Origin of the sequence: Brevundimonas sp. S1H14 (genome assembly GCF_047716865.1) — a bacterium.
GTDB lineage: Bacteria > Pseudomonadota > Alphaproteobacteria > Caulobacterales > Caulobacteraceae > Brevundimonas > Brevundimonas naejangsanensis.
Genome location: NZ_CP136679.1, coordinates 2,687,451 through 2,702,886 on the forward strand (window position 1 = coordinate 2,687,451; position 15,436 = coordinate 2,702,886).

Annotated in this window: 8 protein-coding genes; 7 read left to right on the forward strand and 1 reads right to left on the reverse strand. The window is 61.5% G+C overall.

All coding sequences use genetic code 11. From position 1 onward, the window contains the following. Nucleotides 1–446 precede the first annotated feature (446 nt). The 7 genes from RSD66_RS13105 to RSD66_RS13135 all read left to right on the forward strand — a co-directional run bounded on the left by RSD66_RS13105 (nucleotide 447) and on the right by RSD66_RS13135 (nucleotide 14,600). On the forward strand, nucleotides 447–3,137 hold the full coding sequence (locus RSD66_RS13105; RefSeq protein WP_415288139.1) for a site-specific DNA-methyltransferase: 2,691 nt from the start codon (nucleotides 447–449) through the stop codon (nucleotides 3,135–3,137). Next, nucleotides 3,137–6,286, forward strand: a complete 3,150-nt coding sequence (locus RSD66_RS13110; protein WP_415288140.1) for a BPTD_3080 family restriction endonuclease — start codon at nucleotides 3,137–3,139, stop codon at nucleotides 6,284–6,286. The genes RSD66_RS13105 and RSD66_RS13110 overlap by 1 nt, the downstream gene beginning before the upstream one ends. Nucleotides 6,287–6,308: 22 nt before the next feature. After that, entirely contained in the window at nucleotides 6,309–8,600 is a 2,292-nt protein-coding gene (locus RSD66_RS13115) for an AAA family ATPase (protein ID WP_415288142.1), read from the forward strand. Between the two features lie 773 nt (nucleotides 8,601–9,373). Further along, nucleotides 9,374–11,542 carry a TonB-dependent receptor gene (locus tag RSD66_RS13120; protein WP_415288144.1) on the forward strand — a complete coding sequence of 723 codons (2,169 nt, stop codon included), beginning with the start codon at nucleotides 9,374–9,376 and terminating at the stop codon, nucleotides 11,540–11,542. Between the two features lie 65 nt (nucleotides 11,543–11,607). Continuing rightward, entirely contained in the window at nucleotides 11,608–12,756 is a 1,149-nt protein-coding gene (locus RSD66_RS13125) for a hypothetical protein (protein WP_415288146.1), read from the forward strand. 16 nt (nucleotides 12,757–12,772) lie between these two features. Beyond that, entirely contained in the window at nucleotides 12,773–13,198 is a 426-nt protein-coding gene (locus tag RSD66_RS13130) for a nuclear transport factor 2 family protein (RefSeq protein WP_415288147.1), read from the forward strand. Between the two features lie 43 nt (nucleotides 13,199–13,241). Further along, a complete protein-coding gene (locus tag RSD66_RS13135) occupies nucleotides 13,242–14,600 on the forward strand; it encodes a spinster family MFS transporter (RefSeq protein ID WP_415288149.1) in 1,359 nt (452 codons plus the stop codon). An 81-nt stretch (nucleotides 14,601–14,681) separates the two neighbouring features. Here RSD66_RS13135 and RSD66_RS13140 read toward each other — a convergent pair whose 3' ends face one another. Next, entirely contained in the window at nucleotides 14,682–15,407 is a 726-nt protein-coding gene (locus RSD66_RS13140; protein ID WP_415288150.1) for a glutathione S-transferase C-terminal domain-containing protein, read from the reverse strand. Nucleotides 15,408–15,436: the final 29 nt, after the last annotated feature.

Sequence of the window (15,436 nt, forward strand, 5' to 3'; positions counted from 1 at the left end):
CAGCGAAGCGGAACGCCGCGCCTGACCTTCTGGCCGTCGCCGAGACTGGGGTAGCAACGAGCAAGGGCGGCCGGGGTGGAGGGGGATCACCCGGCCTGCACAAGCGAAGCGCGGAAGACTGGGGATACCGCCCCGGACGGTTCCACTTACCTTGCTGGCGCGAGGGCAAGGCCCTTAGCATCCTGTCGCGTAGCTATCTGATGAGACGCGGCCGTGCCGACCCGGAACGGATCGAGCCTCCACATTGCGCCGGCAAGCTGCTGCATTGATGTCCTGCCGCAGCACCTCACAATCATTCAGTACGCATGATCTGTCGAAGTAATGCCAAGTCTCTATGTGGCATGCCGGAAAAGAATATTTCCGAATTGCTCTGGCCTACCGAACCTTCGCTTCAGATGCTACGCTACCACCAGTGGAATGAATCGCGACCTACCGGGGGGGAATGCATGGCGGCTGAAGGCTCAGGGACGGCGTCCGTTTACAAACATGAAACCGAGGCTGTTCAGCGTCCCGATGTCGGTGTCGAAGCGCAGTTCGCGAACAAGAAAACCCCGAAAACCTACCGTTACGATTCCAGCCTCGCCCCTGAACTGGCATGGGATGAGAATGGCGAGCGTGACTTTGCGGAGTGGTTGCTGGCGCTGATCGCCGACGCCGCCGACAAGGGCGAAGCCACCGTATTCGCCCAGCCGCAGGTATGGCAGGGAACGGAGGAACGCTTTACGTCCCTGTCGCAATGCGCGGCGCGGCTCCGCAGTTTGACCAAGCCCTTCTTAAATTGGGCGGGCAAGGCCGAGCGCCAGCAGATCACAGTGCCGACGCTCCCGCTCTTCGTTCACGAGCGCCATTCCACTCAAGCCATTCTCGATACCCTCCAATCCCACAAGGCGACCGGCACTAATCTCGATCTGTTCGGCGACACGGGCTTGGACGTTGCCGACAAACTAGATGCCTACGAGCATAAGGGGCCGTGGACCAACCGCCTTGTCCTCGGAGATTCTTTGCAGGTGATGAACTCCCTGCTCGAATACGAAGGGTTGGGCGGTCAGGTGCAGATGCTCTATTTCGATCCGCCCTACGGCGTGAAATATGGATCGAACTTTCAGCCCTTCGTTCGCAAGAACCGGGTCAATCACGGCTCCGACGACGAAATGATCCGTGAACCGGAAATGGTGAAAGCCTACCGCGACACATGGGAACTAGGGCTTCATTCCTATCTGACTTATCTACGCGACCGACTGACGTTGGCGCGCGAACTACTGACCCCTTCCGGTTCTATCTTCGTTCAGATTTCCGATGACAATGTGCATCATGTCCGGGAGGTGCTGGACGAGGTTTTCCCCGGCGGATTTGTCTCGCAGATTAGTTTTCAGACGACTTCCGGGTTTGAATCTTCCACGCTGCCAACGGTAGGTGACTTCCTGCTCTGGTATTCCAAGGATAAAAACACCGTTCGCTACAATAAGATTTTTCAGCCTCAGCCCATTGAACTTGGCTCTGGCAATGCTCGTTGGGTTTTGCTTCCCGATGGAACGTATCGCGGAGTGACGGCGGCAGAAGCGCGTGGCGAAGTGCCGCTCCCTGCCGATGTGAAGTTGTATAATCCGGGTGATCTGCAATCGCAGGGAGCCGCATCCGAACCACAGCCCTTCGAGTTTGAAGGCAAAACATATCTGCCCGGCGGCAATTCCCACTGGAAAGCCAACTACCCCGAGGGAATGAATAGACTGGCTAAGGCTGGGCGCATCCATATCGCCAAGAACAGTATCCGCTATCGCCGTTACGCAGACGATTTTCCCTTCCAGCAGTTGGGCAATATCTGGACCGACACCATCACCGGCAATTTCACCGATGATAAGGTGTATGTCGTCCAGACCGGTGTAAAGGTAGTCGAGCGGTGCATTCACATGACGACCGAACCGGGCGACCTTGTGCTGGACATCACTTGCGGCTCCGGGACCACCGCCTACACCGCCGAACAATGGGGGCGCCGTTGGATCACCGTCGATACGTCGCGTGTGCCGATTGCGCTGGCGCGGCAGCGGCTCCTGACCAGCACTTTCCCGTGGTATAGGCTCAAGAACCCGGCACAAGGCCCATTAGGGGGCTTCATCTACGAGCGTAAGCGGAACAACAACGGCGAGGAAGTCGGCGGCCTTGTTCCTCGTATCACGCTCAAATCCATCGCCAACGATGAAGACCCGAAGCTGGAAACGATCATCGACCGCGCCGTGGTGAACGACAAGATCACCCGCGTTTGCGGTCCCTTCACGGTCGAATCCACCATTCAGGCGGCGATGAATATGGAGGAAGATTCCCCGTCGCCGCAACCGACAACCAGCAGCCCACGCGCCTACCTTGATCGCATGATCGAGGTATTGCGCCAGAGCAAAACGCTCAACTTGCCCGGCAATATCTCAGTAGAACTGGAAACCGTCAGTCCGCTTGCCGACCGTGAATACCTCCACGCCGAAGGAGTCGCCCGTAACGGCACTGAGAAGCGCATCGCTATCGTGTTCGGCCCCGAGGATGGCGCTATCGGTTCCGAATATGTGTTCAACGCCCATACCGAAGCGTTGCAGCAGGGATATAGCCAGCTTTTTCTGTTCGGCTTTGCAATCGACGCAAAGGCGCGGGAGATGTTGGAAAAGCTGAAACTGCCCACCGCCTACGTTGCCGTCACGCCGGATGTGGTGATGTCCGACTTGCTCAAAACCAGCAAATCGAGCGAGATTTTCTCGATCACCGGCCTGCCGGACGTGAAGCTAGAGGAAGTCGGCAAGGGCAAGGACGGCATACCGCTCCACCGCGTAGTCATCAAAGGTTTGGACATCTTCAGGCCCGATACGATGGAAACCGACGAAATTCGAGCTGAGAACCTGCCATGCTGGATGCTCGACACCAACTACAACGGTATGGCGTTTTTCGCCTCACAGGTGTTTTTCCCTAAGACAAGCGCGTGGGATAACCTGCAAAAATCCTTGAAAGGCCAATTCGCCGACAGCGTATGGGAGCATCTTGCCGGGACCGCCAGCGAACCTTTCGCCTTGGGCGACAAGAAGCGCATCGCGGTGAAGGCCATAGACGAGCGCGGCAACGAGCTGATGGTCGTCAAATCTGCGGGGAGCGGTAACTAATGCCAGCCGCACAACAGCAGGAGCCACCGATCACCGTTGCGGAGGTTGAATCCCCGATCATCAATTCGCCCTTCATCGAGCCACAATGCCATTGGCAGATCGAGCGCGGCAAGGTGCCGGTGAAAGCCGAAGGGCGGCGGCGGGCCAGTTACTTCTACCGCGTTCCCGAACATTCGGGCCGGGGCCGACGCAATCGTGCACAAGCCGAAATGTTCGAGAGCGAGCGCGGCGAAGAAGTCGAGCTTGAGATCGTCAACCTCATTCGGGAGCGCGTAAAGGAATGGCGCGAAGGCGCGCGCTCCGGCGGCGTCGCCTATGACGGCGCATCGCCGGTGACGAAGGAATTGCTGGACCTCTGGCGCAGCGACGAGCGGATGCAGCGCCTGTTCTTCGCGCAGATCGAAGCCGCCGAGACGATCATCTTTCTGGTCGAAGCCGCCGACAGCTACCGCAAGGGCATCCCGGAAATCCCGAAGGACGAACCGGGCTTGGCGGCGAAGGCGGAAGGCTTGCGTACCTTCCTCCGCTACGCCTGCAAGATGGCAACCGGCTCCGGCAAAACGACCGTCATGGGGATGCTGGCGTCATGGTCCATCCTCAATCGCATCGCAGCACCAAGGGATGATCGCTTTTCCGATACCATCCTGATCGTCTGCCCCAACGTCACCATTCGGGAGCGCCTTCAGGAACTGGACCCGGCCCTTGGCGACCTTAGCCTCTACCGGACCCGTCAGCTTGTGCCGCCGCATCGCATGGAGGAATTGCGGCGAGGCGAGGTGATGATTGCGAACTGGCACCGCCTAGCCAAGAAGGAAACCAACACCGTCAACGGCGATTCCGCCAAGGTGGTGAAGGCGGGCGAGCCGGTCGAAGTGGTGAAGAACGCTGGCAAGGCCAACGAAACTGTCGAAACCAAGTATTTTGAATCCGACGCGGCATGGTTCAAGCGCATCCGCCGCGAGCTTGGCAGCGGCAAGGGCCGCAGTCCGCATTGGCTGATTTTCAACGACGAAGCCCACCACGCTTACCGGCGCGGCGATGTCGCCGAAGGCGACGAACAGACGCTCGACGAGGATAAGGACCTCGCCAAGAAGAACGCTCGCGAGGCTACCATTTGGATCGAGGGACTCGACCGCATCCACAAGCTGGCGGGCGGCAGCCGCCGGCGCGGCATCAACCTTTGCGTGGATTTGTCCGCCACGCCTTTCTACATCCAAGGTTCGGGAAACGAGGTAGGGAAACCCTTCCCGTGGGTCGTGTCCGACTTCGGATTGCTAGATGCCATCGAGTCCGGGCTTGTGAAGATTCCTCAACTACCCTCCCGTGACGTAAGCGGCGCGGAGGAAGCCGCATACTTCAATATCTGGCGTTGGGTGCAAGCCAAAGCGAAGGAAGACGGTTTCGGCACCAACGTCACGCCGCAGATTGTCATGAATTACGCCAGCGCGCCCATCAATCTTCTGGCGACCGAATGGCACCAAAGGTTTCTCGAATGGGAGCAGTTTGCCAAGACCCAGCACAAACATCCGGTTCCGCCGGTATTCATTGTCGTCTGCCGCGATACTGCCGTTGCGCGGGAAGTGCATGGCTGGCTCGCAACAGGCGAAGGCGGGTATGGCGAAGCTCCCGCATGGTTCCGCAATGCACCTGGCCAAGAAGTGACGGTGCGAATTGACTCCAAGGTGATCGAGGACATCGAGGAAGGCGGCACGAAGGATGAAACGCGTCGCCTCCGCTTCATTCTCGACACCATCGGTAAGGCCGAATGGCCGGGCCGCAAGGTGCCCGACGAATGGGCAGAGCTTGTCCGCAAGCACAATGACAAGGCGGCGAGCGAAGACAATGATGGTTCGCTCAAATGGATCGACGAGCGAATTCCGCCGGGCCGTGATGTGCGGTGCATTGTCTCAGTCGCCATGCTGGCTGAAGGCTGGGATGCCAATACAGTCACGCATATTGTTGGTTTGCGACCGTTCGGTTCGCAGCTTCTTTGCGAGCAGGTGGTCGGGCGTGCGTTGCGGCGTAAGAGCTATGCACTCAACGAGGAAACGCAGATGTTCGCCGAGGAAACCGCCAAGGTTTTTGGCGTGCCGTTCGAGCTGATTCCATTCAAGGTCTCACCATCCGGCGAGACGCCGCCGCAGACTGATCCCAACCATATCTATTCCGTGCCGGAAAAGGCCGAGTTCGAGATCACGTTCCCGGTTGTCACCGGCTATCACCAATCCGGCCAGTTCGATGTTTTCGTGGATTGGGAACAGGTGGCGAAAGTCACCATCGACCCGATGAAGATTCCGCAGACCGTGGAGTTAACCCCGCTCACCACTCCAGACGGCACACTTGCCGCCTACGGCCCCGGCGAAAAGCCCATCCTGTCCTTAAAGGACTGGCGGGCGATGTTCCGCGAGCAGCAGGTCGCTTTTCGGCTAGCGAAGGAAATTTGCACCCGCTGGGCCGCCGATAACGGAGCTGCGGCAGTGCCGATGCAGGTCTTGTTTCCCAGGGTCGCCTTCGCCGCCAAACGCTTTCTCTCAGAAAAGCTGGACCGCAAGGGCGACAGCCAGCCATGCGACGTGCTGCTGGTCGGCGAATACATGCAAGCCGCCGTTGGTGCGCTGTTGGAAGCGATCAAGAAAGGAGCATCGACATCGGACGCGGAAGTGGCTGTCATCCCACAGGGCGCAGCCGGACGCGGTAGCACGCTTTACGTGGACTTCCATACCACCAAGCCGATTTACCCGGTAACGCGGTGCCATCTCAATGCTATGGTCGCGGATACCAAGAAATGGGAGCAGAGTGCCGCCTTCTTGCTCGACAGCCATCCCGGCGTTCGCCGCTGGGTCAAGAACGACCGCCTCGGCTTCTTCATCCCCTATCGCAATCGCGGCGTTTCAGCCCGCTACATCCCCGATTTCATCGTTGTTACCGACAAGGGCTTGAACGTCATTGTTGAAATCAAGGGGCAGGTTACGGACAGCGCCGACGCCAAAGCGAAAGCGGCTATCCGCTGGGTCGGCGGTGTGAACCGGCTCGGGGACTATGGCGAATGGGCCTACTTGTTTGTAACCGATCCGGGCCGTGTCGCTGAGGAGTTAAATGCCTACACCGTTGCGAAAAGCACGGACGGGCCGTTCGAGCTAACGGCTTAGCAAGGGCGATTTGGGGGGCGCTATGATCGAACATTTTCAACTACTGCGAAATGTCGGACAGTTCGACAATATTAGCCCTCCGGCGCAGTCTGCTCTCACGCCTTTCACTCTGATTTATGCTGAAAATGCTCGCGGAAAGACAACACTGGCGGCAGTGCTGCGTTCTTTAGCGACCAACAACCCACAGCTTGTCGTCGACCGCCACCGGCTCGGTGCACAGCATCCGCCCCATGTTGTTGTTCGCCACGCTGGAGGGGCCGCCGTTTTTCAGAACGGCTCGTGGTCACAATCGCTGCCGGATGCTGCAATCTTCGATGATGCATTTGTCTCAGCGAATGTATGTTCGGGTATCGAAGTGCAAACAGCCCACCGTCAAAAACTGCATGAGCTGATCCTTGGTGCACAGGGCGTTGCACTCAGCGGGGCACTTCAGGGGCATGTTGCCCGTATTGAAGAACACAACACGGCGTTGCGCCAGCTGGCTGAAGCAATACCTGGGGGAGCCCTTGGACCCTACAAGGTTGACGCGTTTTGCGATCTCGAATCGGATGCGGACATCGACCGGAAAATCCAGGAAGCGGAGAGACGGCTGGCAGCCGCGAGGTCGGCCGATGCGATACGGCAAAGACCCGGATTTCTACCGCTTAACCTCCCAGATTTCGACATAGATGAGATTGATGGTGTCCTCACCCGCACTCTTGCCGATCTTGAAGCCGCTGCCGCCGAGCGTGTGCGGAGCCACATCGCCAAACTGGGTCGCGGCGGTGAAAACTGGATATCCGAGGGCATGGCACTCATCTCGCCTGCCTCTGAGGGGAACGATGGAGAAATTTGCCCGTTCTGCGCGCAAGGCCTCGCGGGCTCCGACTTAATTGCCCACTACCGTGCATATTTCAGCCAAGCATATGAAGATCTAAAAGCTGCCATACGGCAGACCGGGATCGGGGTGCGCGATACTCATGCCGGTGACATACCTTCCGCCTTCGAGCGCGACGTTCGCACGGCCGCGCAGGCTCATGAGTTCTGGAAAGACTTCGCGGAGCTGCCGGCGATCGACCTCGATACTGCGGCCGTAGCCCGGCAATGGAACTCCGCACGTGAGTTCGTCCTGCAACAGCTTCGCGCAAAGGCCGCTTCGCCATTGGAAGCGATGGCGCTAACACAGGAGACAAGACTATCGATCCAAGACTATCGCGCGCGTGTAGCCGAAGTGGCGGCACTTTCCGAGCGCCTAGTTGGTACTAATGCCCGGCTGGAAGTCGTTAAAGAGCAAGCTGCCGCAGATGACCTTTCCGCTTTGCGCACCGACCTAGCCAAACTGAATGCGCAGAAAGCGCGATACGAGCCGGAAGTCTTGCCTCACTGCGCGAACTACATAGCAGAGAAGGCAGCTAAAACGGCAACGGAGGCGCTTCGAACACAGGCCCGTTCGGACCTTGACCAATATCGCCAGCAGATTTTTCCTGTGTTTGAGGCAGCAATCAATGACTATCTGCGCCGCTTTGGCGCATCGTTTCGCCTTGGGGAAGTGCAATCGGTCAACAATAGATCAGGGTCGTCAGCATCGTACGTCGTTGTGATAAATCAGCAAAACGTGGATGTCGCAGCTGATGCTGGCCCATCCTTCAGAAATACCCTTAGCGCAGGAGATCGAAATACACTCGCCCTCGCTTTCTTTTTCGCATCGCTTGAACAAGACCCGAATCTGGCAAACAAGATAGTCGTAATCGACGATCCAATGACAAGCCTTGACGATCATCGCACGCTGCGAACCCGCGAGGAAATCATGGCGTTAGCCGCAAAGGTTCGTCAGGTAATCGTACTCTCACACTCCAAGCCATTCTTGTGCAGCCTTTGGGAGCAGGCTGATAGGAACGCTTCAGTTGCCCTGAGAATCAACAGGGCGGCAGTCGGATCAGAAATTACGGTCTGGGATGTACGTAGCGACAGCATTTCTGAGCACGACAAGCGGCATGAGCTTGTCAGAGCCTATATGCAGGTTGCCAATCCCGCTAGGGAACGGGAGGTCGCGCAGGCTTTAAGGCCGATACTAGAGTCATTTATGCGTGTAGCTTACCCCGAGCACTTTCCGCCGGGAACGCTCCTTGGGCCTTTCATTGGGCTGTGCGACCAACGCGTTGGTGGCCCGGCAGAAATACTCTCCGCAGCTGATATCACCGAACTCAGATTGCTGCTTAACTACGCCAATAGATTTCACCACGACACCAATCCAGCGTGGCAGACGGCTGCGATCAACGATGCTGAACTGACGGACTTCTCTCAGCGGGCCCTGATCTTCGCATCACGGCGCTAGCGTTGTTGTTGGACAGATACAGCCGACGAAAGCCCGCTTACACGGCTTTTGGTGAGCCGCGATGCCGCTTCCCACTCCCAACTTTGCCATTCGCTAGCGCCTCAATTTAGAGGGCTATAGCGTAGGTGTAGTTCTCCGTTTCTTCGTCTTCGGCCCGCCACCACCATCACAATTTTCTTTACTTTCAATCAGTTACGCGTTGATTTGGCTATTTTCCCGTTCGGGTTAGCCAAGTTTTGTTCGCCTTGTGTACCGCCGATCATGGCGAAAGCCGCTGTCGCCAGCAGACCCAGGCACAGTGCGGGAGGCGCCGATCTCGGCCTTGGTCGTCACGCCGTTCGCCGCCGCCTCATACTCCGCGGCGAACTGCGCGGAGCCCAGCAAGCCGTGAAGATAGACCGGGCGCCGACCGGCCTTGCGATATCATATCTGAGAGTACCCATGCCGGTCGCGAAAGGCGCTCTCATGCGGAAAGCCGATTACCTTATTCGCCTGCCGCCTTTGTCCACGTTTGCGCCTTAGGCGCCATTTCCAGAAGCGCCTCGGGGGTTCCAATGCCTCCTCCTCACAGAAAGGCAACGACCGCGCACATACGGGACAGGTTGATGATTATCAATCAAACGAACGGCCTCGGACGAGGCTAGCCTCAATGTAGGCCGTCGCTGAGAACGTCAAATTAACTACCCTATCTCGTCAGATAGTTTGACAAAATATCCAACTACTGCGCCAATCCCCTCATCTCGCATTCAGAACGAGAACAACGGAGGGATAGGATGAAATTCTCACACTGGCTCAAGTGCGGCGCGGCCCTGGCCATCGTCGGCGCATCGCCCGTCATGGCGCAGGAGGCCCCGGCCTTCGAACCCCAGGCCGCCGCCGTCGCCGACATCGTCGTCACGGCTCAGCGCCGGGAACAGCGGCTGCAGGACGTGCCCCTGGCGGTCAGCGCCTTCAGCATGGAATCGCTTGAGGACGGCAAGGTCGAGAGCCTGCTGAACCTGGACGGCAAGGTGCCCAACGTGGTCCTGGCCCCGGTCGGCGCCTATCCCTTCGCCAGCGCCTTCTACATCCGCGGCCTCGGCTACGCCGACGTCGAATCCAGCTTCGAGCCGTCGGTCGGCGTGGAGTTGGATGGCGTCTATCTGTCGCGCAACGTCGGCGCGGTGCAGGACTTCTTCGACATCGGCGGCGTGACCATCCTGCGCGGGCCGCAGGGAACCCTGTACGGCCGCAACACCATCGGCGGCGTGGTCAGCGTCCAGTCGCGACGCCCCTCCTTCGACTTCGGCGCCCGCGCCCAGGCGACGTTCGGCTCCAACGGCCGCCAGGAACTGCGCGCCGGCGTGGAAGGCGCCCTGGTCGAGGACAGGCTGGCCGGGAAATTCTCGTTCCTGACCAAGACCTACGACGGCTACATCAAGAATTACGACGGCCGCGACATGGGCGCCCAGGACGTCACCTCGATGCGCGGCGCCCTCTTGTGGACCCCGACGGCGAGTTTCGACGCCACCCTGATTGTCGACTACACCAAGGACAAGGGCACCGGCACGGCGTTCGAGAACGCCAGTCTGCCGTCCATGGTCCTGCCGGGGTTCGGCGAGCCGGCCGATACGGACGGCGATCCCTTCCTCAGCCACGTCGGCGACGACATCTTCTCGGACCTGGAGGCCCTGGGCGTCACCCTGAACGCCAATTGGGATCTCGGCCCGGTCAAGCTGACCTCCATCACCGGCTACCGCAAGACCGACACCGAGGTGCTGAGCGACTTCGACGGCACGCCTACGCCGTTCATGACCGTCCACCGTGACGAGACGCACGACCAGTTCAGCCAGGAACTGCGCCTCGCGTCCAACACCGACGGTCCCCTGACCTATGTGGTCGGCGCCTATTACATGACCCAGGAATACGACATCGCCACGGGTCAGTTCGGCACGGTGTTCGGTTCGCCGACCGCCGGATCGACCATCTACACCCAGCAGAAGGCCGATTCCTGGGCCGTGTTCGGCCAGGCCGACTATGAGGTGCTGCCCGGCCTGACCGTGACGGCCGGCGGCCGCTACAGCAAGGAAGAGAAGACCTTCACCACCCAGCCGCTGTTCTATCCGAACGCGGAGACGTTCGAGGCCAGCTTCGACGATTTCTCGCCCAAGGTCGGGGTCAGCTACAAGTGGTCGGACACCCTGATGACCTACGCCCAGTACTCGCGCGGCTTCCGCGCAGGGGGCTTCAACGGTCGCGCCGGGTCCTTCCTGGCGGTCGGTCCCTATGACTCCGAAACGGTCGACTCCTACGAAGTCGGCGTGAAGAGCGACCTGTTCGACCGCCGTCTGCGCCTGAACGCCGCCGTCTTCACCAGCGACTATCAGGACATGCAGCAAAGCGTGCAGCAGTTGATCCCCGGCACGCTGATCAACCAGACGCTGGTCTCCAACGTGGGCGCGGCCACCATCTCGGGCTTCGAGGCCGAGGCCACGGCGCTGCTGACCGACGTCTTCACCATCTCGGCCAGCGTCGGCTATCTGGACGCCAGCTATGATGAGTTCATGGCCGATCTGGGCGACGGTCTGGGCGTCATCGACCGCACCTATCTGCCGATGCCCTACGCTCCCAAATGGAGCAACAGCGTCACCTTCAACTACAAGGACGACTTCGACTTCGGCCGGGTCACGGCTCAGGCCAGCGTGCGGCACATGACCGACATGTACACCAGCTTCAGCACCCTGAACGCCACCACTGACCTGACCATGCGTCAGTCGAACACCGTGGTGGACGGCAGCCTGTCGCTGGAACTGCCGGACGGCCGCTGGCGCGTCAGCCTGTGGGGCAAGAACCTGACGGACGAACTGGTGATCAACAACACCTTCGGCGTCGGCAACCTGCTGGCCTCGCGAGTCTATCAGCCGCCGCGCGAGATCGGCGTCGATCTCAGCCTGACGTTCTGATCATCGGGGGCCGACGTCGCCAAGGCGTCGGCCCCTTCGACCTCAACTTCGTCCTTCGAGCCGCCATGACTTCCTCCTCCGAACTGATCGGACGGGCGCACGATCTGCTGCCCACGCTCAAGGCCCGCGCGGCCGAGACCGAGGTCCTGCGCCGTCCGCACGACGACACCATTCGCGACCTAATCGATGCAGGCATCGTGCAGATGCTGGTCCCCAAGCGTTGGGGCGGCGCCGAATCCGATCTGAAGACGGTCTATGAAGTCGTCGACGTCCTGGCGCAGGGCTGCATCTCGACCGCCTGGATCGCCTCCTTCTACATCGGCCACAACCTTTACGCCGCCAAGCTGACGCCCCAGGCGCAGGATGAGTTGTTCGGTCCGCGCGGCTTCGTCCTGCTGCCGGCCGCCACCGCTCCGACCATGAAGGCCGAACCCGTCAAGGGCGGTTGGATCATCTCCGGCCGCGCGCCCTGGGGCTCGGGCGTGATGCACGCCGACTGGGTCATGGTCTCGGGCATGACGCACGAGAAGACGCCGCGCAGCTTCGTCATGCCGGTCGCGGACGTCACCGTCGTGGACACCTGGCGCTTCACGGGCATGGCCGGGACGGGCTCCAACGACATCGTCGCCGAAAATGTCTTCGTGCCCGACCACCGCTCCATCGACGGCGTCGCCCTGCGCAAGGGGGCGACGGACGGCACGGCGCTTTACGACAATCCGCTGTACGCCATCCCCCTGGTGCCCATGTCCTACACGACGATCGTTCCGGTGCTGACCGGCGGGCTGAAAGGCGCCCTGAGCGCCTTTGAAGCCATCGTCGACCGGCGCGTGCGCAACTTCTCTGGCGACGTGGTCAAGGATCAGCAGCACGCCCACATCGTCATGGGCGAGATGCAGATCGCAACGCGCGCCGTCGATGTTCTGGGCCGCGCCCACATCGACCGCACCGAGGCCCTGGTGCAGACCGGATTCACCACCGAGGACCGCATCGCCCTCAAGGGATCGGCCGCCTATCTGGCGCGTACGGGTCGGGAGGTCATGCAGGCGATGATGGCCGCCGCCGGCTCGTCCAACTATCACCACGACCAGCCGATCCAGCGCTTCTGGAGAGATCTCGCGACCGTCACGTCCCACGCCTTCTGGGACTGGGACATCTCCCGCGAACAGGTCGGCCGACGCCATTTCGGCCTGCCCATCAACAACCCCATCGTCTGACCCGGAGCCGCCCCCGATGACCGCACCCGACGATGACCGCATCTTCGCCCTGGCCGATCGTTTCATCGCGGCCATCCAGGCTGGCGATATCGAGGCGGTGAAGGCCTGCTATCATTCCGAAGCCGAAGTCTGGCTGAACACCGCAGGCGTCGCTGTGAACCGCGAGGCCAATCTGGCCGTCCTCGCCGCCTTCTCCGCCAAGACTTCAGAGCGTCGTTATGAGGACCGCCGCATCCGCATCCTGCCCGGCGGCCCGAACCGCCCAGGCGGTTATGTGCAGCAGCACGTGCTGCACGCCACGCACAAGGCTGGACCGGTTCTCATCCTGCCCGCCGTTCTGGTCTGCCAGATTCAAGACGACCGCATCATCCGGCTGGAGGAGTATTTCGACTCAGCCCCGCTTATCGCCTGGCGCGCCCAGGCCGACGCGGCCGCCGCCTGATGCGCCCGCCCCCCTTCCCGCCCCAGTATCCAGGAGTTCGCGGATGACCACCGTCCCGCCCCCTTCCGCCGCGTCGCCCGCCGTGCCCGCGCGTCCGCGTTACGCCATCTATGTCGTCCTCGTGCTGATGGTCGCCTACATGCTGTCCTTCATGGACCGGGTGCTGATCAGCCTGATGATCGACCCGATCCGCAGCGAACTGGGCCTGGGCGACACCCAGGTCGGCCTGCTGGTCGGTTTCGGCTTCGTGCTGCTGTATTCGATCATGGGCGTGCCGTTCGGCTCGATCGCCGACAACGGCAACCGTCGCAACCTGATGGTCGGCGGCGTCCTGGGCTGGAGCGCGGCCACCGCCCTCAGCGGCTTCGCCGGCGGCTTTCTCAGCCTTCTGGCCGCCCGCGCCATGGTCGGCATCGGCGAAGCCACCCTGTCTCCCGCCGCCTATTCCACCATCGCCGACCGTTTCGAGAAGCGAAAGCTGGGCTTCGCCGTCAGCCTCTACAACATGGGGGTCTCGCTGGGCGGAGGCGCGGCCATGCTGTTCGGGGGCGTGCTGGTCGCCTGGGCGATGGCCACGGTCATCCCCATGCCCTGGGGCGAACTGACAGGCTGGCGCCTGGCCTTCGTCGCCGTGGGCCTGCTGGGCGTTCCCCTCGCCGTCGTCATGCTGCTGACCGTGCGGGAGGCGCCGCGCCGTCAGGGCGCCGCCAAGGCTCCGCCGCTGAGCGCCCTGTGGGCCCTGGCGATGAGGCACAAGGCCGCTTTCGGCGCGGTGGTCATCGGCTACTCCATCATCGTCATCGCAGCCTATGGCGCCATGCTGTGGGCGCCCGTCCACTTCGCCCGCGCCCATGGCATGAGCCCGGCCCAACTCGGCCTGGCCTTCGGCGTCATCATCGGCCTGTTCGGCACCATCGGCCTGGCGGTGGGCGGCCTTCTGTCCGACCGCCTAGCCAAGCGCGGCCACGTCGACGCCCCGGTGCGGGTGGTCCTAGCGGCGGCCGTGATCCAGTTCCCGTTGATGATGGGGGCCTATCTGGTCGGCGACACGACCGTCGCCCTGATCCTGGCCGCGGCCGGCATGGCCACGGTCTCGACCATCGGCGGGCTGCAGGCCGGCACGCTGCAGATCCTGACGCCCGCCACCATGCGCGGGCGAATGACCGCCATCTATCTGCTGGCGGCCAACATGGCCGGCATGGGTCTAGGCCCGCTGCTCACCGGCTTCGTCAGCGAGCACCTGTTCGACGGCCCGACCAGCCTGGGCAAGGCCCTGGCCTTGGTGACGGCCCTGTCGCTGACGATCGGGATCTGCCTGCTGCTGCTGGCCCGCAAGGCCATCATCGCCGCCGTGCAGGACAACGACCGCGCCGAGGCCGAGGCGGCTCAGGCCCCCGCCTGATCCGATACGCTCCGCGCCGACAGAAAAACCCCCGCCGGGTCGTCCCGGCAGGGGTTTCGTCTTCAAGCGCCGGGAACCGGCTCAAGGCCGATCGTTGCCTTGGCGCACCGCCGACAGCATCCTGTCTCCGAACAACACGGACCACTGCTCGGCCGTCAGCGTCATGTGACGCGCCGCAGCGGGATGATCGGCGGCGACCGCGCCTGCGGTCTTCACGGCGTCACGGGCGCCGACCCGGTCGAACCAGGCCTTGAGACGGGGCCATTCGGCGATGTCCATGTCGATGGCGCGGCTGGCGCGCACCCAGGGCCAGCAGGCCATGTCGGCGATCGAATATTCCTCGGCCAGATAGTCCGCCTGCGACAGCCGCGTCTCCAGCACGTCGAACAGGCGTCGCGCCTCGCGCGTGTACCGCTGGACCGGATAGGCGTCCGGCTCGGGGCAATAGCGCAGGAAGTGGTGCGCCTGGCCATGCTGCGGCCCCAGGCTGGCCATCTGCCACATCAACCATGTGACCGCCGTATGCCGCAGACGCGGCGCGTCAGGCAGAAACCGCCCGGCCTTCTCGGCGAGATACAGCAGGATGGCGCCCGACTCGAACAGCGCCAGCGGCTCTCCGCCTCCGATCGGCATGTGATCCACTAGGGCCGGCAGGCGACGGTTGGGGTTGATGGCGCCGAACTCGGAAGTCAGGTGCCGTCCTTCGAACAGATTGTATTGTACGACGCGGTGCTCAAGCCCCGTCTCGGCGAGCATGATCGCCACCTTGTGCCCATTGGGCGTGTCGCAGCCGTGCAGATCGATCAAGACCAGCCTCCGTGAGTTTAGGGAGAGGA

Coding starts and splice junctions, on each gene's coding strand:
- RSD66_RS13115 (WP_415288142.1), top strand. CDS start 6,309: ATGATCGAACATTTTCAACTACTGCGAAATGTCGGACAGTTCGACAAT.
- RSD66_RS13105 (WP_415288139.1), top strand. CDS start 447: ATGGCGGCTGAAGGCTCAGGGACGGCGTCCGTTTACAAACATGAAACC.
- RSD66_RS13125 (WP_415288146.1), top strand. CDS start 11,608: ATGACTTCCTCCTCCGAACTGATCGGACGGGCGCACGATCTGCTGCCC.
- RSD66_RS13130 (WP_415288147.1), top strand. CDS start 12,773: ATGACCGCACCCGACGATGACCGCATCTTCGCCCTGGCCGATCGTTTC.
- RSD66_RS13135 (WP_415288149.1), top strand. CDS start 13,242: ATGACCACCGTCCCGCCCCCTTCCGCCGCGTCGCCCGCCGTGCCCGCG.
- RSD66_RS13110 (WP_415288140.1), top strand. CDS start 3,137: ATGCCAGCCGCACAACAGCAGGAGCCACCGATCACCGTTGCGGAGGTT.
- RSD66_RS13120 (WP_415288144.1), top strand. CDS start 9,374: ATGAAATTCTCACACTGGCTCAAGTGCGGCGCGGCCCTGGCCATCGTC.